Genomic DNA, 26,990 nt, shown 5'->3' with positions numbered 1-26,990 from the left:
TTTATATAAAAAAATACACTTTTTTTCAGTTGGCTAAACTTGGCGCTTTTTTTGTTGAAAGGTTTTCTTTTAAAAACGTTTATTTACGGCGGGTTTAAAAATAAAAAATACTACTTAAGTATTTAAATTTCAGATTGCTTGTACATAAATTAGTAGTTAGACGCATTGCTGCGTCTAACTACTTTAAGCGCGGGTTAATTGAGGGTTATCTTTTCGATTGGTTTGCCATTGATGTCGAGTTCTATAATTTTGCCAATATTAAGCTCTCGAAGACCGCTCTCAATTTTCCTTTTATCACCAACAATCACCCAGGTAAATTGATCCGGCTTAATGGTGTCTTGGGACAACTTATGTATGGTTGATAGATTGACTTCCCGGATTTTGTCTGTATAGCTATCCATATAATCCAGTGGGCGGTCGTAAGTGATCATATTCGAAACTGCGCTGGCGACAGCTTTAATAGTTTCGAAGCTGCCAGGCAATTCATTGACCTTTTTGTCTTTGACCTTTTGCAACTCTTCCTCCCGTGCGGGTTTGCTACTTATGTAACTGCGTAGCTCAGTCTGTAATTCCATCAGGGATTCTTTGGTTTTATCCGTTTGCACTGGGGCATAAATCATTAGTGGTTGTTGGCCTTTTGCTCCGGTCAAAAAAGAGTAGGCACCGTAGGCCCAGTGCTTATCTTCGCGCAGGTTCATATTCAAGCGTGCGGTAAATGTCCCTCCGAAAATATCATTCATCATATGCATTGCATCGCGCTCGGCAATCTTCTCAGACGGTGCCAGTAAGCCACCAATGATAATGCTTTGCTCTGCGTCGGGCTTATTGATCAGGTACAGACTGGCTTTTTGGGGATGCGCCACCTGAGCGAGGTTTTTCTGGGGCAGCGGGCTTTCTGGTGCGCTCCAGTCGCCAAAATGTTGCTCCAGTTTTTGTGTCAGTGCTTCCAGATTGATATCACCAACGGCAATAAGGGTGGCATTGTCTGGGCGAAGCCAGGTTTGGTGGTAGTTCACCAAGTCATCGCGATTGAGTGACTCAATAGATGCCTCTGTACCGGAGCCAGTAAACGGTACGCTATAGGCATGCCCTTCTCCATAGAGTAATGGCGGCAAGCTGCGCAGTGCCATTTGAACAGGGCGGGTCTTTTCTTGTTGAATAGCTGCGATCCAGCGCGCTCGTTTGCGCTCAATTTCCTCTCTTGAAAAAGCCGGGTGCATAACAATATCGGCGAATAATGCTACCGAATCATCTAGATTGGTCTTCAATGCGTTGAGGCGCACAGTAGAAGTGTCGATGTCAGCCCCTGCACTGATATGCGCACCCAGCATTTCTTCTCTCGCGCTTATTTGCAGGGCATCCAGCTTGCCGGTGCCTTCTTTCAGCATGGACATGGCATAACTGGAAGTGCCCAATTTGTTGCCTTGATCTACGGCATAGCCGGCATCAAACTGCAGGCGCATATCCACAACAGGCACTGAATTTCGTTCAGCCAGGATTACTTTAAGACCGTTGGAAAGTTCGGCAGTTTGTAACTTTGGGAAGGGCACACTGGGGAAATTACCTGTTTCGGGGAGCTTGCTACGATCAGCCCCACTTTTAGCCACGTCATATTCGGGAAAGGGCAGAACCTCAAGATTGTAATCGCCGCTGGATAGCCATTTCTGTGCGGCTTTGCGAACCTGTTGAGTGGTGATCTTTTGTTTTTCAGTCAGTGCATCCAGGTAGGCATTGGGGTTGCTCTGATAGAGCTCTCCGCGCGCAAGGAGTACTCCTTTACCGCCCCAGCCACCGACTTGCTCGAGGTTACGCACCATTGAGGCATAATCGCTCATATTAACCCTGGCCAGTTCCTCCTGAGTTGGTCCCTCGCTGAGGAACTTTTCTAACTCCTCCTCAATGGCCGCCTCGACCTCAGCAAGTGCTACTCCGGGCTTAGCGTCTGCGGTAATAGGGAAGATGGAAGAGAGTTCGAATTCATGCAGGCCAACACTGATGTTGGTGGCGATTTGATCTTTATAAACCAGGCGTTTATACAGGCGTGAATTCTTGCCATCTCCGAGTATCGCTGCGGCCAGGGCAATAGCATTGGCGTCTTCATGGGTGAGGTTGGGTGTATTCCAGACTTTATAAAGACGGGGTTGGGCTACGCGATCAAACATTTGCTCGCGGCTTGATTGCTCCCGCTTGGCAATCCAGGCTTTTTTCTTGATTAACGGCGGTCCAGCGGGGATATCGCCAAAGTAATGGTTCGCCTTAGCCTTAGCCGTTTCCACATCGATATCGCCAGCCAAAACTAACACGGTATTGGCCGCACCATAGTATTGTTTGAACCATTCATGCACGTCCTCAAGAGTTGCCGCATTGAGGTCTTCCATCGAGCCAATGGTGGTCCAGGAGTAGGGGTGGTTTGCTGGGTAGATCGCCTTTTGCATGCGTTCCCAGACCTTTCCATAGGGCTGGTTTTGCCCTTGGCGTTTTTCGTTCTGAACGACCCCGCGTTGCTCATCGAGTTTTTCCTGAGTGATAACCCCCAGCAGGTGGCCCATACGGTCCGATTCCATCCAAAGGGCCATATCCAAGGCGTTAGTCGGTACAGTTTCGAAATAATTGGTACGGTCCAGCCAAGTGGTGCCATTCATTCCCGTGGCACCGGCCTGCTCAAAAGGTTTGAAGTACTCGTCGTTGTAATTTTCCGAGCCATTGAACATCAAGTGCTCAAATAAGTGGGCAAAACCTGTGCGTCCAGGCTTTTCATCCTTGGAGCCAACGTGATACCAGACGCCCACAGAAACAATGGGGGCTTTGCGGTCTTCATGCACGATAACGCGCAGACCATTCGGCAGGGTAAATTTTTCGTAATTGATGGAAAGTGGGTCTGTGGTACTTATTGTGGAAGCTAGGGTGGGGTCAGGAGAGTTCGCTTCGCGATTATCACTTGACGGCGCTTTCCCACAAGCGGATATGGCCAATGCTAGTGCCAGTGGGATGCTGTACCTTCGTACAATTTTCATAAGATTTCCTTGTCGAATTATTTGATACTCGTGTTTAAACAACTTTCGAGTAACTGGTAATAAAGGCTCTATCGCTAGCTAGGGCTGCTGATGGTTAAATCATTTTGAAAAAATAAATCAAGGGTCGCTTTCTTAGGGTGGCTAGTTTATGGCAAGGCTACCTGTGCGACACAATTAAAGGCTCAGGCGATAGGTCTATTGTAAGCCTTTAAAGATTCTCAAATACTCTAGCGGAAATGCTGGGTTTTATAGCGGGCGAGGGAGCGTCTGGCAAACACGTTGGTTTACGCGCAGATGGCTCCCTCTTCAGATAGCTCTCTATAGCCTGGCGGCTTAGTAGGCTTGGCGAATAATATCGATTCCCGGCGTGATGGCACGGTTCCAGGCGGCTTCAATTTCTGGAGAAAACTCACTGTCATGCTGGCGCAGGGTGGCTATAAGCGCATCCAGCCATAGGCGGTACCATTCGGGACGAATATTGTATCCAGTTCGGTCGTGGCTTTTACCCAGGGCGCGCAGCTTGGTATCGGACATGCCGCGGGCGTATAGCACCAGCTGCATGATGCCGTTGCGCAGTAGGTGGCGCTGAGCCTTCATATCCGTATTGGCAAACAGGTTACGAATATCTGCAGAGCTGCCCATAAAGCGATCATAAAAATCCTTAAAGAATTCCTCATTGTTACAACAGCGTCCGTAACTTTGAAAAACCATATCGCTGTCGGATTGTTCCATCGGTAATTAATCTCCTTATGTGCCCCCGCCGTTACTGTGACATACGCCGGGTCCTGTTTAGTTGTGCTTTTGAAGGGGGCGGGAATTCTAGCGGCGTGGCTTTTGAGCGAAAAGAACTTTCGTATCAATAGGTTACAGTGCGGAATTGGAGCATTCGAGGACCGCATACTGGCAGCAGGGACAGAGCCTGTACCTGAAGCTATATCTGTTTATTGAGTACTTGGTACAAGTTTCCCATCAAAAACGTCGAGTCGTATGTGTAGCTGGCTTATATGGATGGGGTTTCAGGTTTGGCGTTTGGTGTCTGGCAGTGCTTTGGACAAACAGTCTCTAGGGGAATCCCTGCCTTTTCCGGTCTTATGAGTGAATCTGCCATGTTTTTCCTTGTTTTCCTGTCGGCAGCGGTGCGGCGCAGTTGATATACTCCGCGCCCACATTTTCAGTTAATCGAAGTAGAAGAGGATTGGTGAATGGCGGTCAAATTGATGACAGATCTGGAGCTTGCGGGTAAGCGCCTACTAATTCGCGAGGACCTGAATGTACCGGTAAAAGATGGCCGGGTAACTTCTGATGCCCGTATTCGCGCGGCGCTCCCCACTATCCAGGCCGCCATTGATGCTGGAGCCAAAGTGCTGCTGATGTCTCACCTGGGCCGCCCTACAGAGGGTGAGTATGCAGAGGAATTCTCCCTAGCCCCGGTAGCCGCGCATCTGGGTGAACTACTTGGTCGCGAAGTGGCCCTGATCAAGGAGTGGCGCAATGGCGTCGAGCTAGCCGATGGCGAGGTGGCGTTACTGGAGAACGTGCGCTTCAATGCCGGCGAGAAAAAAGACAGCGAAGAGCTGGCTAAGGCCTATGCGGCACTGTGCGACATATTCGTAATGGATGCTTTTGGCACCGCACATCGAGCCCAGGCTTCCACGCATGGTGTGGCCAAGTTTGCCCCTCTTGCCTGTGCCGGTCCTCTGCTGGCAGCAGAACTGGATGCCCTGGAGAAAGCCCTGGCAGAACCTGCCCGCCCACTGGTAGCGATTGTGGGTGGCTCTAAAGTCTCTACCAAACTCACCGTGCTGGAGAGCTTGGCGGATAAAGTAGATCAGCTGATTGTGGGTGGTGGTATCGCCAATACTTTCCTCGCCGCGAGCGGTAAACCGGTGGGCAAGTCTCTGTGTGAGCATGACCTGGTGGATACCGCCAAGAGTCTGATGCAGCAATGCGATATTCCTGTACCCGTCGACGTCGTCACCGGTAAGGAATTCAGCGCGACAGCCGCAGCGGAAACTAAAGCCGCCGATGCTGTGTCTGAGGACGATATGATTTTTGATATTGGTCCAGAGTCTTCTGCAAAACTGGCAGAGATTCTCAAAGGCGCCAAGACCATTATTTGGAATGGCCCTGTAGGGGTATTCGAATTCGATCAGTTTGGTGCTGGCACCGAGCATCTTTCCAAGGCTATTGCCAATAGCGATGCTTTCTCTATCGCCGGTGGTGGTGACACCCTCGCGGCTGTGGATAAATACGGTATTGCCGACAAAGTGTCCTATATTTCCACTGGCGGCGGCGCCTTCCTGGAATATGTGGAAGGCAAGAAACTGCCTGCAGTGGCGATCCTTGAATCCCGCGCCGAAGACTGAGCACACAATAATGCACTCCGCTTAGTGCGGAGTGCGATAAAAGCAAAAAATTACAAATACGACGAGTAGACGAGAAAGGAATTTATTATGGCTCTTATCAGCCTGCGCCAATTGCTGGACCATGCCGCGGAGCATGGTTACGGCGTACCGGCCTTTAACGTAAACAATCTGGAGCAGATGCGCGCGATTATGGAGGCGGCTAAGGAAACCGACTCCCCAGTAATCGTGCAGGCTTCCGCCGGAGCGCGCAAATACGCAGGTGCGCCCTTCCTGCGCCATCTGATCCTGGCCGCTATCGAGGAATTCCCGGAAATTCCAGTGGTTATGCACCAGGATCACGGCACTAGCCCGGCAGTGTGCCAGCGCTCTATTCAGCTGGGTTTCAGCTCCGTGATGATGGACGGCTCCCTGCGTGAGGACGGTAAAACTCCGGCTTCCTACGAATACAATGTGGATGTTACCCAGCGTTCGGTGGATATGGCCCACGCCTGTGGTGTTTCTGTTGAGGGTGAGCTGGGCTGCCTGGGCTCCCTGGAGACCGGCATGGCCGGCGAAGAGGACGGCGTTGGTGCAGAGGGCAAGCTGTCTCACGATCAGCTGTTGACCGATCCGGAAGAAGCCGCTGACTTCGTACAAAAAACCAAGGTAGATGCCCTGGCAATTGCCTGTGGAACCAGCCACGGTGCCTATAAGTTTACCCGTCCGCCTACTGGCGACATCCTCGCTATTGACCGTATCAAGGAAATCCATGCGCGTATCCCAGGCACCCACCTGGTAATGCATGGCTCTTCTTCTGTACCTCAGGAGTGGCTGGCGGTAATCAATGAGTTCGGTGGTGAAATCCCCGAAACTTACGGTGTGCCGGTTGAGCAGATTTGCGAAGGTATCAAACACGGCGTGCGCAAGGTCAATATCGATACTGATTTGCGTCTCGCCTCCACCGGCGCCACCCGCCGTTTCTTGGCCGAGAACCCGTCTGAGTTCGATCCGCGCAAGTTCTACAAAGCTGCTTTGCAGGCGATGAAGGAAATCTGTATTGCGCGTTACGAGGCCTTTGGCACCGCCGGTCAAGCCAGCAAGATTCGCCCACTTAGCCTCGATGCTATGAGCCAGCGTTATACAGCTGGAGAGCTGGAGCCGCAAATTAAGTAAGCGCTTACTTCTTTTGTAGGTAGGAAAGGCGGGCATTGTGCCCGCCTTTTTAATAGATAAGTCACTGTTCACTCACCCAGCCTCTTCCTCCCTGGCAAAAATGCAGTACCATTGGTTCAATGGAAACCTTGCAAGACATCAGCGTTTACGAAAGCAGCCCGGTAACTCAACGCCCGGACTATTCGGCTTTACGGCAAAAGTTGCCGCAGCTCGACTTTGCCAATGACACGGCACCGCTGTTGACTGAAATGCAGGATTATCGGAATTTTTACGATTTACATTTTCCTCTCTCTTATAAAACGGGCGTTGGCACTTTCACAGCGGCGGGTTTTGAGTTGGTTTCCCAGTACTGGCTGGTAGAAAAACCTCGCGGTACGCTGTTTATCTGTCATGGTTATTTCGATCATACTGGTATTTATGGCCCCGCAATTCGCTTCGGTCTCGAGCGTAATCTCAATGTGGTAATTTTCGATTTTCCCGGCCATGGCCTCTCCAGTGGCGAGCGAGTTGCTATCCAGACTTTCCTGCAATATCGCCAAGTGTTTGACCGTCTTTTATCCATCGCTGAAGACAAGCTGCCCAAACCCTGGCACGCCTTGGGTCAGAGCACTGGTGGGGCGGCATTACTGGCGCATTTGCAGTACAGTCGCCGGCAACCGTTGGATAAGATTTTTTTATTGGCTCCTCTGGTGCGACCGGCCAACTGGCACATAGTGAAATGGAAGTACTATCTGGGGCGGTTGTTTATTAACGAACCCAGCCGCAAGTTCACAATAAATACCCACGATGCCGAGTTTTCCCGGCGTCAGGCTTTGCGTGATCCTCTGCAATCCAGAGTAATTTCCATGTGCTGGCTCGGCGCCATGGTAGATTGGATCAAGACCTTCCCTAAAACTGCGCGTAATCCCCGAAAAATTTTGGTTGTCCAGGGTACCGGTGATGCCACTGTCGATTGGCGCTATGATATGCGCGCAATCCGCGATCGTTTTCCACACTGTCATCGAGTATTGATTCGCGGTGCCCGTCACCAGATGATCAATGAAACCCAGCCCTATAGGCATCAGATACTGGCCGCTATGGATGACTGGTTGAATAGATAAGCTATGTGAGCCTCTTATTCTCCATTTTATTTATGCAGATTTTCCACTGGTCTTCTCACACTATGAATAAAGAGGCTTTATAGTGGTTTGGATAGCTCTTTTGATTTAGCTAGTAGTCACAATGACCAGCATTAATTTATAAAAATCGAGTTTCTCTGGGCCATATTACCAAATTTGATAAGTTCCAAAATATTCGTAGTGGAATATGATGTTGGTGGGGTTTACAACTTCCGAGTAAAAGTAACTATGTTTGCGATAGGTAAAGTACTTAATCATGGTGGAAATATGGAGAATATTTCAAATTAGTTTTGGCTAAAATTCCTTAGCAGGTTTTAGGGGGGCATGAAGAAAATATAAATGTTCGGGCGGGGTTTGCATCTTTATCATAGAAATGTTTATGCGTTAGGTTTGGGTGGGTTTATATTTATTGTGTTGCACTCACACTAAAATTATATGGTAAATGATCGTATGTGAGTGCGGGGTTTTATTGTTGCTGCGCTCTTTAATGTTTTCTATGTGTCTTTATGGTCTTCTAGAGGCCACTGCCATGCCAGCCAAATAATCATTAGCTTTAGGAGTATTTCAATAAAGCCCAGATAAAAATAGAAATACCATGATGATATGAGCATTGTGGCACCTAAGAATATAATGAATATTGTGGCAACAATTATATTAAGCCATCGGGAAATATTCGGTTTTAACATTAAAGATAGTGCAACCATGACACATGGAATTGATGTTATTATCGCCACTGACAGTAGTGAGCCTTGCGTAACCGTACCGAATGGACCGTAGCCATCTATAATTCTCTCAATTTTTCCTGTCCTGAATAACCCAAAGAAGTCACCGTATATGTAACAAAACACTACTGAAGCCCACAATGCAGATATTTTAATTTTCACATTGACATAAGGGTCAGCTAACCTGTCTGTTATTTTTCTTGTTTCTTTTTTGTTGCTCATGATATTTCCTAGACTTAATGTTCGACTATTTCTTTGTTTGAGTTGGTTTCTATTTCTTGCGCTCTAACTCCCATGAGTAAAAGCCATAGGCAGGTTCCAATTTCACCTAGAGATGCAGGAATCCTTACAAATCCTGGAATTTCAGTTTCAGGGAAAAGTAGGCTTCCAAAGAATTTTATTAAATAACCAAAGCAACCAGTCATTAATAGCAGGCCAAATACTTTCGGTAGTAAATTTGATTTATAAACCAGGTATCCAAAAGGAAATAGCCAGAGGCCCCAAAGTATTTGGATGACTTGAATTCCATTGCTGTATGATTTTAAGAGTAGCAATACTTGTGCATATATTTGTTCTTGTACGAAGGCGTTGAGATATTGTGCTCCGCTCAATAGAGTGAGCGCGTCAATTTTGTTGAGAACATTGAAGAGGGAAAATGGAACACTGCTTATGGCCAGTACAGCCATTATTAAGGCAATGTTTCTATTTTCTGGTTCCAGTAGACGATATAAAATTATTGGCAATATTAAAAAGAATATATAGCAAAGTATCTCGCTCAAAATTCCTAGTCTACATAAGAATTCCTGCTTCAGGATATTGCTAACTGTTACTGGTGCGTTCTCCCATACTATCGGAATTTGAGAAGGAACATACATTAGAGCAAACATGCCAGTTAGAACAGCTAATAAGTATACAAGTCCAGAAAGTCTGGCATACTCTCTTTGGGTCATTTTATGCTCCTAAGAAATTATTTGAGTTCCATACATAGACTATTACGATGTGATCTTTGCATAATTTCAGTTGGCTTATAGCAGCTGATATTAGTTTTGGTCATTTAATTTACAATGTGAAAATCATATTTTGATGGTTGACTATTATTTATCCTCTGTGGCTTCTTATGTATAAGAGTTTATTTCCGCCTTATAACTGTTTCTATCTAGAAATTGATGAGACGCTTAATGGGAGGGATGAATGGCGGTATGCTGGGATAAAGTGTTGGTCAAAATCCAGTCAAGTTAGGTGTTGGCCATACCGTAGAAGGTAGGGAACAAGAGATTCTGTTATTGCTACTTAGGCGATCCGGTGTGAAGATGTATTGACTGGTTGCTTTGTCATTTACTATTGAGCAGGAGGAAGTAATGTTTAGCCATATTATGGTTGGTGCTAATGATATACATCGGTCTAAAGCATTTTATGATGCTGTTTTAGGCGCCCTAGGCTATGAGCCTGGTGTTATTGATGAGAAGGGCCGTTGCTTTTACTTCACCAAAACAGGTGTCTTTGCAATTTCTAAGCCTATAGATGGGAAAGAGGCTACTCATGCCAATGGCGGCACCATTGGTTTTAGTGCGAAGAGTACTGAGGAAGCTGATGCATGGCATCAGGCAGGCCTTGCCAGCGGCGGAGTTGCTTGTGAAGACCCTCCGGGAATACGTGAGGGTGTTGCTGGAAAATTGTATATTGCCTATTTGCGTGATCCCGATGGCAATAAGCTCTGCGCTCTACACCGAGTTGGCTAACATCGCCCCTGAAATTAATATATGTCTGCCCAATGCATGATTCTTTTGCATTGGGCAGTCATTAAATGAGGCTTTCAAAAAACGGCTACTTTTCTGCACTATCTTTTTCTTTTTTTCTCTTATCTGTTAAGTCGTTATTCTTCTTCTTTTTTTGAACTCTATTCTCTGGTGCAGTGTTTCTACTTGAATTTTTCTTGTGATCTGAAGATGACTTTTGGAGAGGTACTATTGGGGTTGGATTGGTTGGGTATTCAACTTTGCATTGTCCGCGCCCACCATCGGAAAGGACTATTTCATTCAGGTCATCCATCACCCTTATGGGGCCTGAATAGTATTGACTCATACCGGCAACAAATCCCTTTTATCGGCTTCCGTTACCGGGGGAGGGATAAGGTGAGTCAGGGCAACAGATTTTACTCCCGCTTTAGTTGCCATTTTGGCAATATCCAACGTGTTGGAGTGATAGTGAATGATTTGATTTGCTTTCTCATAACGAAGTCGTGCTCTACGATTATTTCCGGTTTGTTTGAGCTTACTAATGTATTGGGCATAGCTGAGAGCTTCAGAAATTAATAGGTCGGCGTCGCGTTCAATACTTTCCAAACCATCGAATACATGAGTATCTCCGGTGATAATAACTTTACAGGGGCTAAAGCGTATTTCATAACCAAATGCTGGAAATACGGGTTCATGATTCACAGCGAAGACAGAGACTGTTGTGTCTCCATGATTCCAGACTTTCTGGATGACTTCCGGCTGTTCACCAGCAATATTGATAAGATGTGGAGTGGCAACAGCTAAAACGGGATCGAGAATTCCCTGTCTATTGGCAGATCTATAGAGAATATCAGGCTCAAAACTCTTTTTTATTCCTTCCATAATATTAAAAATGCCATAGGGCCCATAGACGTTAATCGGCTTATTAGCGCCTACAAACCAGGACTCATTGATCACCATTGCCAAGCCACCAAAGTGATCGGAGTGCCAGTGAGTAATAAATATGGGATCTACTTGTGCCAAGTTAAGATCCAGTTGTCCGATGCGCGCTGTCGCACCTTCGCCCGCATCTACAAGGAAAAGCTTTCCACTACTGCGTATTGCTACACAGGCGGGGTGTCGCAACCATTGATAGGCCGGATCGGGAGTTCCGGTGCCACAAAAATAGATATGCATCTTGCCATCATCTTCCACATAGGGGGGGTAATGTCGAAGAGATTCAGGTTGCTCTGCCCCCAGATGATTCGAGAGGATTAATAGGGCGAGAGTAGTAAAGAAAGCTTCTATGAGTAATTTTGGCATTTTTAGCCAGCCTGTGGATTTTGATTAGTCCAAGAGTAAGCCCGGATTTGTAAAACTTCCATCAGGTCTTTTCGTATCAATATTTAAGTCGCTTTATAACTCTTAAATGGACAAAGATGCATAGGAAATTACTAGAGGCGATGATGTGGCCTGGACTTATTTAATAGGCGCTGTTTTCTGGAGTTAACTCTAAGAATGCTGTATTTGCAGTAGAGAAATGTTTATTAGAGGGCAGTGGGGGTTCTTATGCTTTCTTAATTACATCTGTTTAAACAGGTGTATATATCGCCGGCTGACAGGAAGGACTTCTTTGCAGGTCTTCAGATGAATTTGCGCAGTGTCTCCGTCGCGAATTACATACTGTATGGCATTTAAATTTACTACCACTGAGCGATGTACTTGTGTGAAGAGTTGTGGATCCAGCTGGTCAATAAGATCTTTCAAGGGAGCTCTAATTAGTACTTCAGAAATCTTCTCTCCCCTTTCACTCCATGCTATCAGAGTATATTTTTCATCGGATCGTAAATAGTGGATATCATCCACTGAGATCAAACGCAGTGTGTTTCCAACCGAGGCTTTAATCCAGCGTAAGTGAGATTTTACATGCGGTTTGCTAAGTTGTTCGGCTAGTTGTTCCAGAGAGATCTGTGTATTGCTTATGGGTTTTTCCATTTGCAAACGTTCTTGCAGGCGAGACACGGTATCGGCTAGCCGTTCATTTTCTACTGGCTTAACCAGATAATCCAGGGCCCCTTGCTGGAAGGCTTTCACGGCATATTGATCGTAGGCGGTAATAAAGATCAAATGAGCGCGGCGACCTATCTCTTGTGCGGCTTCAATACCGGTAATACCGGGCATCTGGATATCGAGAAAGCAAATATCCGGCTGGTGGAGTTCAAACAGCTCTATGGCTTCTCGGCCATTGCGTGCCTCTGCTACAACTTCCAATTCAGGCCAATGAGCGGCAAGTTTACGAATAAGGGCCTGACGCAGCAGAGGCTCGTCATCGGCGACCAGGGCAGTAACAGTGCACAGTATCATCGCTGCTCCTCGGGGATAGGGTAGAGAATTTCTGCGAGTAGCCCGTGAGGTTGTTGGGCAGACACCTCCAGCGAAGCTGCTTCTCCAAAAGTAAGGCGTAAACGTTCTCGCAATGTTGAAAGACCTGTTCCCATCCCGCTGGTTAACCCCTGTAAACCAACGCCGGTATCTTGAACTTGTACCCGGCATATACCTTTGTGTAGGAGTACACAGACTTTTATTTCTCCACCTATTTCACTGGGGTCTATGCCGTGGCGCACGGCATTTTCAATAAGTGTCAATAATGCCAAGGGGGGGCAGGGTAGTGAGTGAACCTTTTCATCGGCATCTATGGAAAACTGCAGGCGATCAGGCATGCGCATTTGCATCAGAGCTAGGTAAGCTTCTACCAGGGACAACTCTTGACCAAGAGTACTTTGGGCTGAATCCAGCTGTGGAATGCTCGCTCGTAAGTAGGTGATCAGACTGTCGAGCAATACTGGTGCCTGCGGAGAGGCGGAATCCACCAGCTCGCGCACATTGGCGAGTGTATTAAAAAGAAAGTGCGGCGTTACCTGGGACTGTAACAATCGCAAACGACTATCGAGTGCCTGCCGCTCCAGGGCACCCCGTTCACGTTCAAATTGCCTGGCCTGCTCACGTACTATTTCATCCCGCTGGCGCAACAGGGCGGACATGGCGATCCAGGGGGCAAACAGTATGCCGCTTACCATAATGGCAAGAAACCCTAGGTGCTGGTCGTGGTTTTGCCAAAAGGAGGGCTCACCTTCTTTTGTAGTGCCCACATAGACCATCAGTAAGGCCATGGGGATGGATAGAGCTACGCCACCAACCTGAAGGACCCAGCGAGGTAATGATTGCGGTAATTTCTTTGGCCAATGTTCCAACAGGCAGTAAAACAACAGCGCAGCCGATGCCGAGCTGCAGGTGCGAACGAGCAGCTCTGGATAAGAGCCTTTCCAGTAGAGCCCTAGCAGCAGGGTCCACACCAGTGTAGCGAACAGTACAGTGAGTACCTGCTGCCGGCTGGGTAGCGGCAGCAGGTCAATTGAACGTTGAGAGCTCTGGTGCATGACGGTATTTAATCCTTCTCGGTAGCCGCCATTTTCACACACTTGGGCATATGAAGCTTAGAGGAACCTATTTCCTAGAGTGTGGCCTTGCCCTGTAAATGGAGTTTGCGCCTTTGCGCCAGGGCATCAATGGAGTAGAGCGCTAGGCCCACCCATACAAACATAAAGGTGGTGAGTTTGCCTTCGCTGAATGGCTCTCCGAATACCTGTGTGGCAACCACCAGCATCAGCGAGGGCCCGATATATTGCAGGAAGCCGAGGGTAGATAAATTGAGCCTTCGTGCGGCGATGGTAAATAGCAGCAGTGGCACCAGGGTAATAGGACCGGCTAAAAGCAGCAGGCTGTTCAACTCCCAGTTGTTGTGTAGCAGATTACTTGTGGGACTTGTGCTCATGAACAGGTAGATCAATGCCACCGGCATCATAAATAGGGTTTCCACGGCGAGGCCGGTGAGGCTCTCTACCGGGGCGCGTTTGCGCGCAAGCCCATAGAGCGCGAAAGATCCCGCCAGGAATAGAGCAATTACCGGCACCCGCCCAAACTGCCAAAGTTCATGAATGATTCCCATGGCAGCAAGTGCGACCGCTAGCCATTGCAGCCGGCGCAGTTTTTCCCCAAGGAACAAAACGCCGAGCACAATATTGAGCAGTGGGTTGATGTAGTAACCGAGGCTGCTCTCCAACAGGTGACCGTTGTTGATAGCCCAGATAAAGACCAGCCAGTTACCACCGATCAGTGCAGTGGTGAGGGCGAGGGTGCGCACTTTTTTACCATCGCGCAGCGTGGCCTTGAGAGTGGGCAGCTTGCCCAATAGCAGCATAATCAGCAGTGCCAGAGCCAGCGACCAGATACTGCGGTGGGCGAGGATTTCCGCCGCGGGGATGCCCTGCAGCTGGTTGAAGTAGAGCGGAGCCAGCCCCCAAATCAGGAAGGCGGCAACGCCAGCGAGCAGACCGGTGGTGGCGGTATCGTTAGTACGCAAGGGGACACCTGCTATGAAAAATATGATGTCGGCTTGGGCCAGGGCACGCGAGGGGTTGCGTGTGGCACTGAGCCAACAGAGATAGAATAGGAGTTGCTATTGTAGAAGTGAGCGCCAGGGTGGATCAATCCTTTTATCGACCAGCCGAAGGCGCTAAAAGACGGGCGGCAGAGGGACTGCACACCCGTCCAAAGGGGCTTTAAAACGTATTAGAACAATACACGGCAGCGTAGGGTGCCGGGAATATTCTTCAGCTTCTCCAGGGCCAGGTCTGAGTAGGCTGCATCCACATCAATCACCACATAGCCCACTGTCTCGTTAGTCTGCAGGTACTGGGCGGAGATGTTGATGGCATTTTCTGAGAATACCTGGTTGATCGCGCTCAGAACGCCAGGGACGTTTTTGTGGATATGCAGCAGGCGGTGGGTACCTGCATGTCCTGGCAGTGCCACCTCGGGGAAGTTCACAGAGCTGGTGGTGGTGCCGTTATCGGAGTAGTGCGCCAGCTTTTCCGCTACCTCGGTGCCGATATTCTCCTGCGCCTCCATGGTGGAGCCACCCACATGGGGAGTAAGCAGGGCGTTGTCGATGCCGCGCAGTGGTGAGACAAACTCGTCGTCATTGCCGCGGGGCTCTACTGGGAACACATCGATAGCGGCGCCGGCCAGGTGCTTGCTATTGAGGGCCTCCGCCAAAGCCTCAATATCCACCACGGTACCGCGGGAGGCATTCAACAGAATCGCCCCGGGTTTCATCTGCGTTATCTGCTCTTTTCCTATCATCATCTTGGTAGAGGGCAGCTCGGGTACATGCAGGGAAACCACATCGGACTCGCGTAGTAACTCTTCCAGGGAGCCCACCTGGCTGGCATTACCCAGCGGTAGCTTGGTGATGACATCGTAAAATTTCACCCGCATACCGATGGCTTCCGCCATGACCGAAACCTGCGAACCAATGGCGCCGTAGCCGATAATGCCCAGGGTCTTGCCGCGAGCCTCGAAGGAGCCAACCGCAGACTTGAGCCAGCCACCGCGGTGGCACACTGCATTCTTTTCGGGAATCCCGCGCAGCATAAAAATGGTCTCGGCGATGATCAGTTCTGCCACACTGCGGGTGTTGGAATAGGGCGCGTTAAATACAGCGATACCGAGCTCGGTTGCCGCCTGCAGATCCACCTGGTTGGTGCCAATACAGAAACAACCGACGGCAATCAGTTTGGTGGCATTTTCCAATACCTTGCGGGTCAGCTGGGTGCGTGAACGAATACCGATAAAGTGGGCATCCGCGATCTTTTCGATCAATTGGTCTTCGGGCAGTGAAGTTTTCAAATACTCCACATTGGTGTAGCCACGCGAGGTCAGCAGGTCGATCGCCGACTGGTGTACACCTTCCAGCAGCAGGATGCGAATCTTGTCTTTTTGCAGGGACTTTTTTTGATCGGAATTGTGCGGAGCCATAAACTATCTCTTCACTGAGTGCGAATAACGCGGTGTAAAAAGTGCTTTGCCACTTCTAATAGATGTGCCGAAGTCTGGCGAAGGCGCGATCATAGCACATGCTGCTTATATCGCTTTATTCGAAATTTCTATCCTAACTATCTTATTTATTTATGTACCAACACCAATTTACTTGTGGCAGTGAAGTTCCTTACAAGCTGGGCAAGATTATCTGTGTGGGGCGTAACTACGCCGACCACGCCGCGGAACTGAATAACCCAGTGCCGGAAGAGCCATTGCTGTTTATCAAGCCTGCCACTGCGGCGGTAGAGATGGCCGAGCCTATTCATCTGCCCACAGGGCGGGGCAGCTGTCACTTTGAGGGCGAACTGGCACTGCTAATGGGTGAAAAACTGTGCAATGCCAATGCCACGGAAGTATCCCCCGCCATCGCTGGATTGGGACTCTCACTAGACCTGACCCTGCGCGATCTGCAAGCGACGCTAAAGCAGGCCGGGCACCCCTGGGAAAAGGCCAAGGGCTTCGATAACTCCTGTCCACTCTCTCCTTTTGTCAAACTGGACTGGCTGCCGGATTGGGACAAGCTTAGTTACTCTCTATGGCTAAACGGCGAGCTGCGTCAGCGCGGCAAAACTGAGCATATGCTCACTCCAATTTTAGATCTGGTGGCTTATATCAGCAGCTTCTTCACTCTGGAGCCCGGCGATGTGGTACTGACTGGTACGCCGGCGGGTGTCGGTGAGTTGCATCACGGTGACAAGCTGATGATGCAGCTTCAGGATGATTGGTTGCAGGTGGAGACGACGGTCGTGTAATTCCGTGGGCGGCTCTGACCCGTATCCGGCCGCCTTGGTTCGTACCCTTTAAAGCCCACCGTGCCATCATTCTTTTTGATTTGTGATCACATTTTCGATATAACCTGAAAAAACTAACAGTCTCAGACGAGGTGTGCCATGACAGAAAAAAATAACATCCCGCAAAACCTGCAGGAGTGGCAGGCCCTGGCGGCCTCTCTCAAGATCGAAGGCCGTGCCTTTATCAATGGCGAGTATGTGGATGCCCTATCGGGGGAAACCCGCGCCACCTATAACCCCGCCAATGGCGATGAGCTGGCACAAATCAGCAGCTGTGGCCCACAGGATGCCGACTTGGCCGTGCGTGTGGCGCGGGAGACCTTTGAGTCCGGTGTCTGGTCAAAAATGCCACCGATGCAACGCAAGAAAATCCTGGTGCGCTTCGCCGACCTGATCGAAGAGCGCCTGGTTGAAGTTGCCCTGCTGGAAAGCTTGGATGCGGGTAAGCCTATCGGTGACACCATGGCCGTAGATGTCCCCGGTGCGGCCACCACTATTCGCTGGAGCGGCGAGGCCATTGATAAAATCTATGATGAGGTGGCACCCACGGGCCCTGGTGAGTTAGGGCTGGTCACTCGTATGCCTCTGGGGGTGGTGGCGGCGATTGTCCCCTGGAACTTCCCACTGTCCACCACGGCCTGGAAGCTGGGCCCGGCTCTGGCCACCGGCAACAGCGTAATTCTTAAGCCAGCCTCTAATACCCCGCTGACAGCGATTAAATTGGCCGGCCTGGCCAAGGAAGCGGGCCTGCCCGATGGCGTCCTGAATGTACTACCGGGTCCCGGCAGCAGCTTGGGCAAGGCATTGGGCCTGCATATGGACATCGACTGCCTCACCTTCACCGGTTCCACCGAAGTGGGCAAGACCCTCACTGAGTACTCTGGCCAGTCAAACTTAAAGCGTACTTTCTTAGAGCTGGGTGGAAAGAGCCCGAATATCGTTTTTGCTGATGCGGACCTGGATAAAGCTGCCGATGCCGCGGCATTGGCAATTTTCTACAACCAGGGAGAAACTTGCACCGCCGGTTCGCGCCTGTTGGTGGAAAAGAGCATTGCCGATGAGTTTATTCAAAAGGTAAGCAAGGCCGCTGAGCGCTTTAAGCCTGGTCACCCACAAGACCCGAATACTGCAATGGGCGCACTGATTGATCGCAGCCAGTTCGACACCGTCGAGTTCTATGTAGCGAAGGGTTTGGAACAGGGCGCGCAACTGGTTTGTGGTGGCAAGCCGGTGGATGAAGTAGCCGGTGGCTACTATTACGAGCCCACCGTTTTCCGCAATGTGACCGGTGATATGACGATCGCCAGGGAGGAGATCTTCGGCCCGGTATTGTCGGTTATTGAGTTCGAGACCGAAGAGGAAGCGCTCGCTATCGCCAATGACTCCATCTATGGCCTGGCGGCGGGTATCTGGACCAACAACCTGGGCCGTGCCCACCGTATGGCCCGTGATATCTATGCGGGTTCAGTGTGGGTGAACAATTACTTTGGCGGGGATATCACCGTGCCCTTCGGCGGCTTTAAGCAGTCAGGGAATGGCCGCGACAAGTCCCTGCACGCCCTGGATAAGTATTGTGAGCTGAAATCTACCTGGATTGATCTAAGCTAGACACCCCTTAGCATAGATTGGAAAAAGGGCCACTAATTGTGGCCCTTTTTTTGACCCTCCCTATCTATATTTTTCTGTCCCGTTCCCTCTTTTGACTGTCACCTGGGTGCTCTATCTGGCGTGATTTTTCTAGTCAGCTATACCTAAGTTATCGCCCTCTATAAAAGCCTTCGACGACATAGCGCCCTATTTGGGTTTGAGTTGCGAAATAAACCAGTTTGAGGAGATTTGGCTTGAGAAAAATCTGCCTGTTTATCGTTATCCTGGCGGCAAGCGGAATAACAACTTTACGGGCAGCGGAGGCCCCCAGGTTTGGAGAGATTGCTGGGCTGGTCAGTGCGGAACGAATCTACGCACAAGCCGTACGCAATACACAGGTTCACAGCCTGGTTGGAAATTGGATGGAAGTATTCGTCAGCCACGGCGATGCGGTGGAAAAGGGACAGCTTTTAGCAATGTACAAAAGCAACAGAGGTAGGGCTGTGCTCGAGTATATTGCCAGTCGCTCCGGGCGGGTTCTTATCAATAGCCGGAATGCGCTCAATTCCGTGGAAAATGTCCTGGAAATTATCACTGTTCCCCATGATGAATACTGCAGGCATGTCGACTGCTCGGCTTCGGCAGAGCAGTGAGAACCGTAGAAGATATTTGTTTGGCTAGTTCCACTGGTTGTGGGTAATCTGGGGGTTCTGGAAAAGGACCTCTTACGCTATGAAATTGATTTATACCCATGAAAACCGCCTCTTGGTAGAGCTGGCAAAAAGTCGCCTGGAAGTTGCCGGTATAGCGGTCAAATTAAAGAATGAATTTGCGCAGGGAGCATCTGGGGAGTTGGCGCCCAGCCAAGCCTGGCTGGAGCTTTGGCTTGAGCGTGATCGAGATTACGAACACGCGTGCCAGTTGTTACAAGATGCCGAGGCTGAACAGATTGGATGGTCCTGCCTCGATTGTGGAGAAGACAATGGGGCGGCATTCGATTATTGTTGGCAATGTGGTAAGACAAGGCCAGCTGTCAGCAAAGACTAGTTCGCTAAATCATTTTCAGAAAAAATAGAAATCAGTTAATAGTTATTGCTTGAAATTAAGGCATATTAGAATAAGCAATCTAAAGTTATCCGAAAGAAATTTGCCAATTTTTAGTTCTTTATTGTGTAAATTTATTCGCAGTTCATACAGTAAAACCAGCATTATTTTTATTTTCAGGGTGACTTATGAGCGATCTACCTCACGGTGTTTCTATTGGGTTGGAGCAGCATGGAAATCATTTCTTTTTGACACTGCGGGCCCGCGGAAAGCTGACTCATGAAGATTATAAAACCATGGTCCCCATGCTCAATTCTGCCCTTGCTGGAGTAGAAAACCCCAAAATAGATTGTTTGATGGATGCCAGCGAGTTAGAAGGTTGGGAGCCTCGCGCTGCTTGGGATGACTTAAAATTGGGCCTATCTCATGGACGCGATTTCAACCGAATTGCCGTTATCTCCGATAAACGCTGGATGAAAATCGCCAGTAAAGTAGGCAGCTGGTTCATAGGAGGTGAATACAAAGTGTTTGATTCAGAGGAAGATGCCATGGCTTGGTTGCTTGGGGAGAAGTAGAACGGTTTTTGATTGCCTAATTTCCTTGCAGATTTATTGACTTTATAGGTGATAAAGAACGTCAATTATTTAAAAAAATAAATAAAACTTTTATTTGTTAACTTTATTTATATTGGGTGGGGTTGATAAGAATAGCTAATAGGAAAGGAATTGTTTATGTTCGAGTGGGTAGCCAGCCCGGAGGCCTGGATTGCTTTGGCCACGTTGGCGGCGTTGGAAATAGTGCTAGGAATCGATAATGTTATTTTTATTTCAATTCTCGTCGGACGCTTGCCTCCCAAGCAGAGAGAGCCTGCACGTTTTATCGGCCTGACGCTTGCCATGGTGACACGCCTGGCATTGTTGTTTTCTATTTTCTGGATTATGGGGCTAGTAGAGCCGTTATTTAGTGTTTTTTCTATGGAGATATCCGGGCGCGATATAATTTTGGTCGGAGGCGGTTTATTTCTGATCGGTAAAGCCACCCATGAGATTCACAACAGTCTGGAAGGTGATGAGACTGATGCAGCAACTCTGGGGACAGCCGGCTTTGGCATGGTTCTCCTACAGATTGCCATTCTCGATATCGTATTCTCACTCGATTCAGTGATTACCGCTGTAGGGCTGGTCGATGAAATTTCCATTATGGCGATCGCAATTGTCCTGGCGGTGATGGTTATGTTGGTTGCCGCCAAACCGATAGGTGATTTCGTCGATCGTCATCCCACCGTTAAAATTCTGGCGTTGGCGTTTCTGATTATGGTGGGATTGACCTTGGTCGTGGAAGGTTTCGATGTGCATGTGCCCAAAGGTTACATCTATTTTGCCATGGCATTCTCAATGGCAGTGGAAATGCTTAATTTGCGCCTGCGTAGTAAGAAAAAGAGTAAGACAGCACCGGTACAGTTACATCATTCTTTGCGGGATAATAGCGAATAATTGATGATAAATATTAATTGGGCGAGCGGTGAAGCTCCGTTTCGCTCAATTATATGGCGATTTTTACTTAATAAAATCTAATAGTTATTTCTCTTGATCTTTAGAATCAGGTAGGTCAGACCCAAGGCTAGTGTTGCAGCCGCAAGTCCCAGTAGTTCCCCCGCGCTAACCTTATCCAGATCCAGGATTATAAATTTACGTGCAAGTGCTAGTATGGCAATTAAAACCACGACAGTAGTTTGAATAATACTCTGCTGTCTGGTTACTACATATTGCAGAGTATGACTGAATTCCAGTGCAATCAATAAAGTAATAATTTCACCAAAAATAGTCTGAAAAACTTTGTGATCGAGAGGATCCTTCATGCCAACTAGCAGCATGGAATACACGGAATAAGCTAAACGGCTGATAGCAACTATAACAATTACAATAATAATAAAGGTGAGCAGAAGGGCGATAAAACTTTCAAATTTACGATAATAATTGTGTACAGCACTTTCCGGTTGGCTGGGCTCTTGCTCCGGATTAGCCATAATTGACTCCCTAGGCCAATGCCCTGTATTTTGTAATTGAATTTAAATGCTTATTCTTCAATGTCATAAGTATCCTATATATCTATTTCATGCCGGTTATCACTTCATTTTTCATTAGTGAAATAACCTTGCTGCTCATTGGCATCAGCCGATGCAAGATGACTGGAACTTCATAAGAAATGCCTACTCCCAGTTGAGCACTACTGTGTGGCATTATTGTGATATCGTATTTGGTCCAAATCGAGACGGGATCGGTTTCTTCTAACAAGTGCATCGAGCTGTTCAGCGAATTCAGGAAGTCACTACCGATACGCAGTTGCTGCCCACCCTTGTATGGTAGAAAGTTTGCCCAATAGCTGCCGTGGTGTGGGGAGGCAATAGATATAAACTTATGTACTCTGCTAATACCACTCATGGCTTGTAAATAATAACGAGCGACAATTCCTCCCATGCTGAATCCCACCAGTGTACAGGTCTCCTCTTCGTTCAGTATCTTTTCCATTTTTGCCATTAACTGGGCCGAAAGGTGTTCCATGCCATGCCAGCCTGAGTTGTAGCGCAAATGAATATAATGGGCGTCAAAGCCAGTTTCAGCGAGTGCGCGCTGCATTCTTAAGAGAGCATTACCACGATCAAAAATTCCAGGAATTAGTAGAACAGTGTGGCTTTTCTGGCGCATTGTTTGACGCGTGTTAGTTTATTTTGAGTTGGAGTGGCGTAAGAACAAGTTGGTTGCTTAATAGCTTGGATAAAGAGTGTAGTTCGCAACTCACCAACGTGAAGAAGTGGTTTTCTTAGGAGACTGTGACGTTATCCTGGGTGTAAGCTTTGAGAAATGAATTTGCTGAATTGGTCAAGTACCTTTTATATGTCTAATCTGTATTCTTAAGTCGCTATTTTCTTTTTCATATGGGGTCCACTTTTGCTGGGCTCATAAATTTGTGACGCTTTTATACTTTTAATCATGGGTTTTAAGCACTATTTCTAAGGGTCTTTCCAGGAATTCTGCTAGTTAAAATGTCTTAAACCCTAAGAAGTTGTTGATTCAGCTTATAAAGACCAGCTAGGTGTTGTAGCTGTTTATATAGAAGGCAGTGTGTCCTTGAGAGTTTTATTACATGAATAATTGGAGTAGAGCATGAAAGCGCCTTTTAATCGTTCAAAAAACACAGATTGGCCAGAGCTTCACTTTCAAGATTGGTCAGATACTGCAGCTACATTACATCTGTGGACACAGGTCATTGGCAAGATTCGCTTGGTTCAGTCACCCTGGACCAATCATTCCTGGCATGTGCCATTTTATGTTACCGCAAGAGGGTTGAATAGCTCTCTTATTCCTTATGGAGGAAGGGCTTTTTCAGTTGAATTTGATCTCCTTGATCATCAATTATCAATACTGGTTAGCGACGGTGGAAAACAGAAGATACCATTAAGGCCGATGTGTGTTGCAGATTTTTATATGAAGATCATGAGTACAATGAAAGACCTTGGCCTTTCTGTTGATATTTATACCACGCCAAGTGAAATTGCCAATGGGACTCCTTTCGAAGAGGATGTGGAGCATTGTCAATATGACTCAAAATTTGTCACACGTTTCTGGCAAGCATTAGTCCAAATAGATAGGATATTCAAAGATTTCCGCGCACGATTTATAGGAAAGTGTAGCCCTGTACATTTTTTTTGGGGGAGTTTTGACTTAGCGGTTACGCGATTTTCTGGCCGAGAGGCGCCTCTGCATCCCGGTGGAGTACCAAACTTCCCTGACTGGGTTGCACAAGAGGCATACTCTCATGAAGTCAGCAGTGCCGGATTTTGGCCGGGTGGAGGTGGTTTTGAGGATGCGGCATTTTATTCTTACACTTATCCTGCATCTGAGAAATTTGCGGATAAAAAGGTTAAACCGGATGCGGCTTTTTATTCAAAAGAATTGGCTGAGTTTATCCTTCCCTATGATGAGGTTAGGAGATCAACTTCTCCAGATGAAACATTAATGACTTTTCTGCAGAGTACCTACGAAGCCGCTGCGAGCACTGGTAAGTGGGATCGGAGTGCTCTAGAGAAAAATTTTTAAATAAAAGGGATTAGTGTAGGGGATACTTACATAAGAGTGGGTTGATTGTTCATTTTGATAGTTGGGGAATTTCAGGGCTTTTTAAACTCAGTATTAATGTTTTATTATTTCGCTTTTGCATTGACTATAAGAAATTGGTTTGAGAGCTTGAATATCACACTTCCAATGGTGTGGTATATCAAGGATATGAATTGAAGAGGCTTTATTTTTCAATCGCTAGTGAAACCCTCTCCCATGGAGTAGACGCCTACCTTTTGAATAGGGTAGAAGAAAATGCCGAAAATATTGAGCGAAGAACGTGTTGTTGAATACTCAGCAGAGTTTAAAGTTAGAGTGGTCGCACTCACTAATCAACTGAAAGCAGATACGACAACTATCGCCAACATCATTGGCCTACGTCCAGTAATGGTGTATAGATGGAGACAAGAAAGTAGAGAAGGCAAGTTGGTTGAGAAGCCTAGCCGTAGAATAAGTATGACGAAGACAGCGAAACTTTAGTCATCAGACTGATGATAAAGAAATAAAACGTCTAAGAAAGCAGGTTGAGACATTACAGAAGGAGAATGATCCCCTAAAAAAGTGAGAAGCGTACCTGAAAGATCAAAAGCTGAAAGATTCTCGTTCATAGCCCACAATCGGTGGGACTTTGGTGTCAGGTACTTGTGTAGATATTTGGATATTTCGCCTCAGGGGTTTTATAAATGGCTTAATCGTATTGAGAGTGCTCAAGACATAGAAAATAAGCGAATTCTAGGGTGTATAGAGACCCTCTACATACAGCATAATGGTAATTATGGAAGTCGAAGAATTAGCGCAGAACTGAAAGCTAATGGTGAGCGAATAAATCACAAACGAGTTGAACGCCTTATGCGAGAGGCTGGAATCGTGGGGAAAGCAGGAAGGATCTTCGTCGACGCCCATTACCTGGAAATCCTTGTATTAAGGTTGAAAGTTTACAACGAGAGCATGGTATGCCGACTAAACCAGACTCTCATTGGGCAGGTGATGTGACCTATCTGAAGATCAATGGTCAGTGGCAATATTTAGCTGTAATTTTTGATCTTTACTCTCGAAAAGTGGTGGGTTGGGAAATGTCAAATACTCGAACCGTTAAATTAACACTGTCAGTGCTAAATACAGCTGTCCGTCGCAGAAGGAAAGAATCAGATCTAATATTTCACAGTGACCGTGGGTCTGAGTACGGTGCTTATGCATACCAAAACCGACTCAAAGAGCTAAGTATTGAGCCGAGCATAAGTCGACCAGGGTTTATGAATGACAATGTGTATGCAGTGTCATTTTTTCAGACACTGAAAACTGAGAGTATCAAAGGATTTTACTTTGAGTCTGTTGAGGATTTTAGGGCTAACTTATCTTGGTACCTTGATAGATACTATAACTTGAAGAGAAGACACAGTTCACTTGGGTTCAAAAGCCCAGATGAATATGAAAGAATGGCCGCACAAGATGAATATAAGGTAGCGTCTACTTCAAGGGGGGAGGCTTCTCCCTTGGTATCGGGATTGACATAATAGATGGCGTTAGGCAGGCGGTTGTGATAGGGGCCAAATGAGGCATACAGGCAGGCGGCAATATTGTCACTCATTGTTAGCGCTGTAAAGATTGCCATGATTATAGCGATGACTATCTTTTTTGCAGCATTTGCTGCACCTTTTTTTGCTCTGGTGGCTATTACGGTAATGGGTGCGGCTATGGCCCAGTTAAAATCAACTGTTGACTGGACTATTAGATCCTCTTGCTCTTAGGGAAGGAGGATAGGAAAGGAATGGATCTTATACTTATTTCATGTGCGGTTTTTCTCTTGGCATTTATTGTCGTGAAGCTGATGGACTATCCGATGGATCGTCGGAAAAGAGAAGTGAAAGAGGCTGCAAATAGTATTGGCTATAAATTTTATGCTGACGCTGTACGAGATAAATTCGATATCATTACTTTTGATGTTCTTTTTTTGAATCGTTCTGGGTCTGTTGGAGGAGGGGATTTTGAGTATTTGATTTCAAATGGTACTGACGGGGTTTTGGAAAATAGAATTCCAAGAGGTTCGGCATTTGATTATAGGTCTAATGTCTATTTTTCAAGGGTTAGGTTTCCATGTAAGTTATTTATAGGGACAAGAAGAGTTTCCTATAATCGGGGATTTTTTGAGAGGAATGAAGATCGCTCCTCCAAGAAGGTTGGTCCTTTCATGGTAGAGAAAAAGGGTAGCAGTATCTCTGATAAATCCCTAATGCTTATCCTGGAGGTCTTGGGGAAATATTCCAGGCCTTATGTTCTTGCCTCCAACGGTTGCCTTCTTTTTTATGATGAAGGGAAAACTATAAAACCTTCAGATTTGGAGGGCTTCATTTCTGATGGAAAAAAAATATCTGGGTTAATTCCTAGATTCTCACAATAACCGACACACTTGGCGATAGCGAAGGAGGCCAGCTGGTTGTAGGCTAGTAAGCTTCCACACAAACAAGCCAGGAACCTCATGGGAACCCGTACCAACCAGCTGACCTTGAAAGAACGATACCAGATTGAGGTCCTTAATGGGCAGAACTATTCAGCCCGAGCCATTGGACTACGCCTCAATAGATCCAATAAGACCATCTCTCGTGAGCTTGGTCGTTACAGCCCTTACTGTGCCGAGAGTGCCCACCGTCAGGCACTGCAACGACGGCACGGAGCTATTAAACATACCAAGCTCGACTTTGCCATGCAGGTACAAATCGACCACCAGCTGAAAAATGCAAGTCCTGAACAAATCGCTGGGCGAATGCAGCTTGAGAGGTGTGCGAAAACGGTTAGTTGTTCAACAATTTACCGCTGGGTCAGTCGACTTAACTGGAGGTCACGTCTGCCAAGGAAAGCCAAACCTTATCAGAAACGGGCAGGTTCCGAGGCAGGCGTAAAGCTTATTCCAGAGCGCATAGATATTGATCAAAGACCTGCGATTGTCGATGAAAACACTGAGATCGGTCACTGGGAAGGCGATACAGTTTATGGTCAAGATGGCTATCTGGTGACACTGGTTGAACGAGTTTCCAAATTATTGCTCACTCGCAGAGTCCCAAATAAGAGCAAGAAAACAGTGAGCCGGGCGATCAAGCAGATGTTGAAGCCATATCAGGCCATCTGTAAAACCATCACCTTCGATAATGGAGGAGAATTTGCAGGTCATCAATCGATTGCGCAGAAGCTAGGATGCAGAATATATTTTGCGAAACCTTACCACTCTTGGGAACGCGGGCTGAACGAAAACACTAATGGCCTTTTGAGGCGCTTCTTCCCAAAAGGAGTGGAAATTGGCAAGATACCAAAAAGCCGTATTGATGACGCAGTGTTTCGAATCAATACTCGACCTAGGAAAGTACTAAATTACTTGAGCCCGCTGGAATTTTTGGCGGGTAAACGTGTGTCACTTATGTTGGCAATCTAGGA

Annotated in this window: 27 protein-coding genes and 1 pseudogene; 16 read left to right on the top strand and 12 right to left on the bottom strand. The window is 47.4% G+C overall.

Annotated features, from left to right (window positions below):
- Window positions 1-194: 194 nt before the first annotated feature.
- Window positions 195-3,014: a pitrilysin family protein gene (locus tag FIU95_RS18845; protein ID WP_152455486.1), complete on the bottom strand. Its 2,820-nt coding sequence runs from the start codon at window positions 3,012-3,014 to the stop codon at window positions 195-197.
- A 333-nt stretch (window positions 3,015-3,347) separates the two neighbouring features.
- Window positions 3,348-3,746 (bottom strand): globin, encoded by a 399-nt coding sequence (locus FIU95_RS18840; RefSeq protein ID WP_152455484.1) that lies wholly within the window; start codon window positions 3,744-3,746, stop codon window positions 3,348-3,350.
- A 470-nt stretch (window positions 3,747-4,216) separates the two neighbouring features.
- Here FIU95_RS18840 and FIU95_RS18835 point away from each other — a divergent pair, with 470 nt between their 5' ends.
- The 3 genes from FIU95_RS18835 to FIU95_RS18825 all read left to right on the top strand — a co-directional run bounded on the left by FIU95_RS18835 (window position 4,217) and on the right by FIU95_RS18825 (window position 7,632).
- On the top strand, window positions 4,217-5,380 hold the full coding sequence (locus FIU95_RS18835) for a phosphoglycerate kinase (RefSeq protein ID WP_152455482.1): 1,164 nt from the start codon (window positions 4,217-4,219) through the stop codon (window positions 5,378-5,380).
- 87 nt (window positions 5,381-5,467) lie between these two features.
- The gene (gene fba / locus FIU95_RS18830; RefSeq protein WP_152455480.1) at window positions 5,468-6,532 is read left to right on the top strand and encodes a class II fructose-bisphosphate aldolase; all 1,065 of its coding nucleotides are present in this window, start codon (window positions 5,468-5,470) and stop codon (window positions 6,530-6,532) included.
- 119 nt (window positions 6,533-6,651) lie between these two features.
- Window positions 6,652-7,632, top strand: a complete 981-nt coding sequence (locus FIU95_RS18825) for an alpha/beta hydrolase (protein ID WP_152455478.1) — start codon at window positions 6,652-6,654, stop codon at window positions 7,630-7,632.
- A gap of 512 nt (window positions 7,633-8,144) precedes the next feature.
- Here FIU95_RS18825 and FIU95_RS18820 read toward each other — a convergent pair.
- Window positions 8,145-8,594 (bottom strand): DUF6326 family protein, encoded by a 450-nt coding sequence (locus FIU95_RS18820; protein WP_152455476.1) that lies wholly within the window; start codon window positions 8,592-8,594, stop codon window positions 8,145-8,147.
- 14 nt (window positions 8,595-8,608) lie between these two features.
- Window positions 8,609-9,322: a DUF4386 domain-containing protein gene (locus FIU95_RS18815; protein WP_152455474.1), complete on the bottom strand. Its 714-nt coding sequence runs from the start codon at window positions 9,320-9,322 to the stop codon at window positions 8,609-8,611.
- A 408-nt stretch (window positions 9,323-9,730) separates the two neighbouring features.
- On the opposite strand from FIU95_RS18815, the gene FIU95_RS18810 reads away from it, so the two are divergent.
- Complete coding sequence (locus tag FIU95_RS18810; protein ID WP_152455472.1) at window positions 9,731-10,111, top strand: VOC family protein; 381 nt, start codon at window positions 9,731-9,733, stop codon at window positions 10,109-10,111.
- 85 nt (window positions 10,112-10,196) lie between these two features.
- Here the strand turns inward: FIU95_RS18810 and FIU95_RS18805 are convergent, their stop codons facing one another.
- The 6 genes from FIU95_RS18805 to serA all read right to left on the bottom strand — a co-directional run bounded on the left by FIU95_RS18805 (window position 10,197) and on the right by serA (window position 15,964).
- The gene (locus FIU95_RS18805; RefSeq protein ID WP_152455470.1) at window positions 10,197-10,454 is read right to left on the bottom strand and encodes a hypothetical protein; all 258 of its coding nucleotides are present in this window, start codon (window positions 10,452-10,454) and stop codon (window positions 10,197-10,199) included.
- Complete coding sequence (locus tag FIU95_RS18800; protein WP_152455467.1) at window positions 10,451-11,410, bottom strand: MBL fold metallo-hydrolase; 960 nt, start codon at window positions 11,408-11,410, stop codon at window positions 10,451-10,453. The genes FIU95_RS18805 and FIU95_RS18800 overlap by 4 nt, the downstream gene beginning before the upstream one ends.
- Window positions 11,411-11,668: 258 nt before the next feature.
- Complete coding sequence (locus tag FIU95_RS18795) at window positions 11,669-12,451, bottom strand: LytTR family DNA-binding domain-containing protein (protein WP_152455465.1); 783 nt, start codon at window positions 12,449-12,451, stop codon at window positions 11,669-11,671.
- The gene (locus tag FIU95_RS18790) at window positions 12,448-13,524 is read right to left on the bottom strand and encodes a sensor histidine kinase (protein ID WP_152455463.1); all 1,077 of its coding nucleotides are present in this window, start codon (window positions 13,522-13,524) and stop codon (window positions 12,448-12,450) included. The genes FIU95_RS18795 and FIU95_RS18790 overlap by 4 nt, the downstream gene beginning before the upstream one ends.
- A 74-nt stretch (window positions 13,525-13,598) precedes the next feature.
- Window positions 13,599-14,507, bottom strand: a complete 909-nt coding sequence (gene rarD / locus FIU95_RS18785) for an EamA family transporter RarD (RefSeq protein WP_152455461.1) — start codon at window positions 14,505-14,507, stop codon at window positions 13,599-13,601.
- 209 nt (window positions 14,508-14,716) lie between these two features.
- Window positions 14,717-15,964, bottom strand: a complete 1,248-nt coding sequence (gene serA, locus FIU95_RS18780; protein WP_152455459.1) for a phosphoglycerate dehydrogenase — start codon at window positions 15,962-15,964, stop codon at window positions 14,717-14,719.
- A gap of 152 nt (window positions 15,965-16,116) precedes the next feature.
- Between serA and FIU95_RS18775 the strand changes: the two genes are divergently transcribed.
- The 6 genes from FIU95_RS18775 (at window position 16,117) to FIU95_RS18750 (ending at window position 20,942) form a co-directional block, all read left to right on the top strand.
- Window positions 16,117-16,779 (top strand): fumarylacetoacetate hydrolase family protein, encoded by a 663-nt coding sequence (locus FIU95_RS18775; RefSeq protein WP_152455457.1) that lies wholly within the window; start codon window positions 16,117-16,119, stop codon window positions 16,777-16,779.
- A gap of 138 nt (window positions 16,780-16,917) precedes the next feature.
- Window positions 16,918-18,426, top strand: a complete 1,509-nt coding sequence (locus tag FIU95_RS18770) for an aldehyde dehydrogenase (RefSeq protein WP_152455455.1) — start codon at window positions 16,918-16,920, stop codon at window positions 18,424-18,426.
- Between the two features lie 233 nt (window positions 18,427-18,659).
- The gene (locus tag FIU95_RS18765) at window positions 18,660-19,058 is read left to right on the top strand and encodes a hypothetical protein (protein ID WP_152455453.1); all 399 of its coding nucleotides are present in this window, start codon (window positions 18,660-18,662) and stop codon (window positions 19,056-19,058) included.
- Between the two features lie 79 nt (window positions 19,059-19,137).
- Window positions 19,138-19,452, top strand: coding sequence for a DUF2007 domain-containing protein (locus FIU95_RS18760; RefSeq protein ID WP_152455451.1), 315 nt, complete (start codon window positions 19,138-19,140; stop codon window positions 19,450-19,452).
- A 185-nt stretch (window positions 19,453-19,637) separates the two neighbouring features.
- Window positions 19,638-20,024 (top strand): STAS/SEC14 domain-containing protein, encoded by a 387-nt coding sequence (locus FIU95_RS18755; protein WP_152455449.1) that lies wholly within the window; start codon window positions 19,638-19,640, stop codon window positions 20,022-20,024.
- Window positions 20,025-20,180: 156 nt separating this feature from the next.
- Window positions 20,181-20,942, top strand: a complete 762-nt coding sequence (locus FIU95_RS18750; protein ID WP_152455447.1) for a TerC family protein — start codon at window positions 20,181-20,183, stop codon at window positions 20,940-20,942.
- A 77-nt stretch (window positions 20,943-21,019) separates the two neighbouring features.
- On the opposite strand, the gene FIU95_RS18745 is transcribed toward FIU95_RS18750, so the two are convergent.
- Window positions 21,020-21,475, bottom strand: a complete 456-nt coding sequence (locus FIU95_RS18745) for a phosphate-starvation-inducible PsiE family protein (RefSeq protein WP_152455445.1) — start codon at window positions 21,473-21,475, stop codon at window positions 21,020-21,022.
- An 82-nt stretch (window positions 21,476-21,557) separates the two neighbouring features.
- A complete protein-coding gene (locus FIU95_RS18740; protein ID WP_152455443.1) occupies window positions 21,558-22,154 on the bottom strand; it encodes an alpha/beta fold hydrolase in 597 nt (198 codons plus the stop codon).
- 459 nt (window positions 22,155-22,613) lie between these two features.
- Here FIU95_RS18740 and FIU95_RS18735 point away from each other — a divergent pair, with 459 nt between their 5' ends.
- The 6 genes and pseudogenes from FIU95_RS18735 to FIU95_RS18710 all read left to right on the top strand — a co-directional run bounded on the left by FIU95_RS18735 (window position 22,614) and on the right by FIU95_RS18710 (window position 26,988).
- Complete coding sequence (locus FIU95_RS18735; RefSeq protein WP_152455441.1) at window positions 22,614-23,546, top strand: DUF5996 family protein; 933 nt, start codon at window positions 22,614-22,616, stop codon at window positions 23,544-23,546.
- 273 nt (window positions 23,547-23,819) lie between these two features.
- Window positions 23,820-24,044: a transposase gene (locus tag FIU95_RS21845; protein WP_152455439.1), complete on the top strand. Its 225-nt coding sequence runs from the start codon at window positions 23,820-23,822 to the stop codon at window positions 24,042-24,044.
- 81 nt (window positions 24,045-24,125) lie between these two features.
- A complete protein-coding gene (locus tag FIU95_RS21840) occupies window positions 24,126-24,557 on the top strand; it encodes an IS3 family transposase (RefSeq protein ID WP_152455437.1) in 432 nt (143 codons plus the stop codon).
- Window positions 24,479-25,078: pseudogene (locus tag FIU95_RS18720) on the top strand (IS3 family transposase); the annotation flags it as partial. The gene FIU95_RS21840 and the pseudogene FIU95_RS18720, both read left to right, overlap by 79 nt.
- A 254-nt stretch (window positions 25,079-25,332) precedes the next feature.
- Window positions 25,333-25,962, top strand: coding sequence for a hypothetical protein (locus FIU95_RS18715; RefSeq protein WP_152455435.1), 630 nt, complete (start codon window positions 25,333-25,335; stop codon window positions 25,960-25,962).
- 78 nt (window positions 25,963-26,040) lie between these two features.
- The gene (locus tag FIU95_RS18710; protein ID WP_152450975.1) at window positions 26,041-26,988 is read left to right on the top strand and encodes an IS30 family transposase; all 948 of its coding nucleotides are present in this window, start codon (window positions 26,041-26,043) and stop codon (window positions 26,986-26,988) included.
- Window positions 26,989-26,990: the final 2 nt, after the last annotated feature.

Origin of the sequence: Microbulbifer sp. THAF38 (genome assembly GCF_009363535.1) — a bacterium.
GTDB lineage: Bacteria > Pseudomonadota > Gammaproteobacteria > Pseudomonadales > Cellvibrionaceae > Microbulbifer.
Note: the sequence above shows the minus strand (reverse complement) of the source record. Positions and strands in the feature narration are given on the sequence as shown.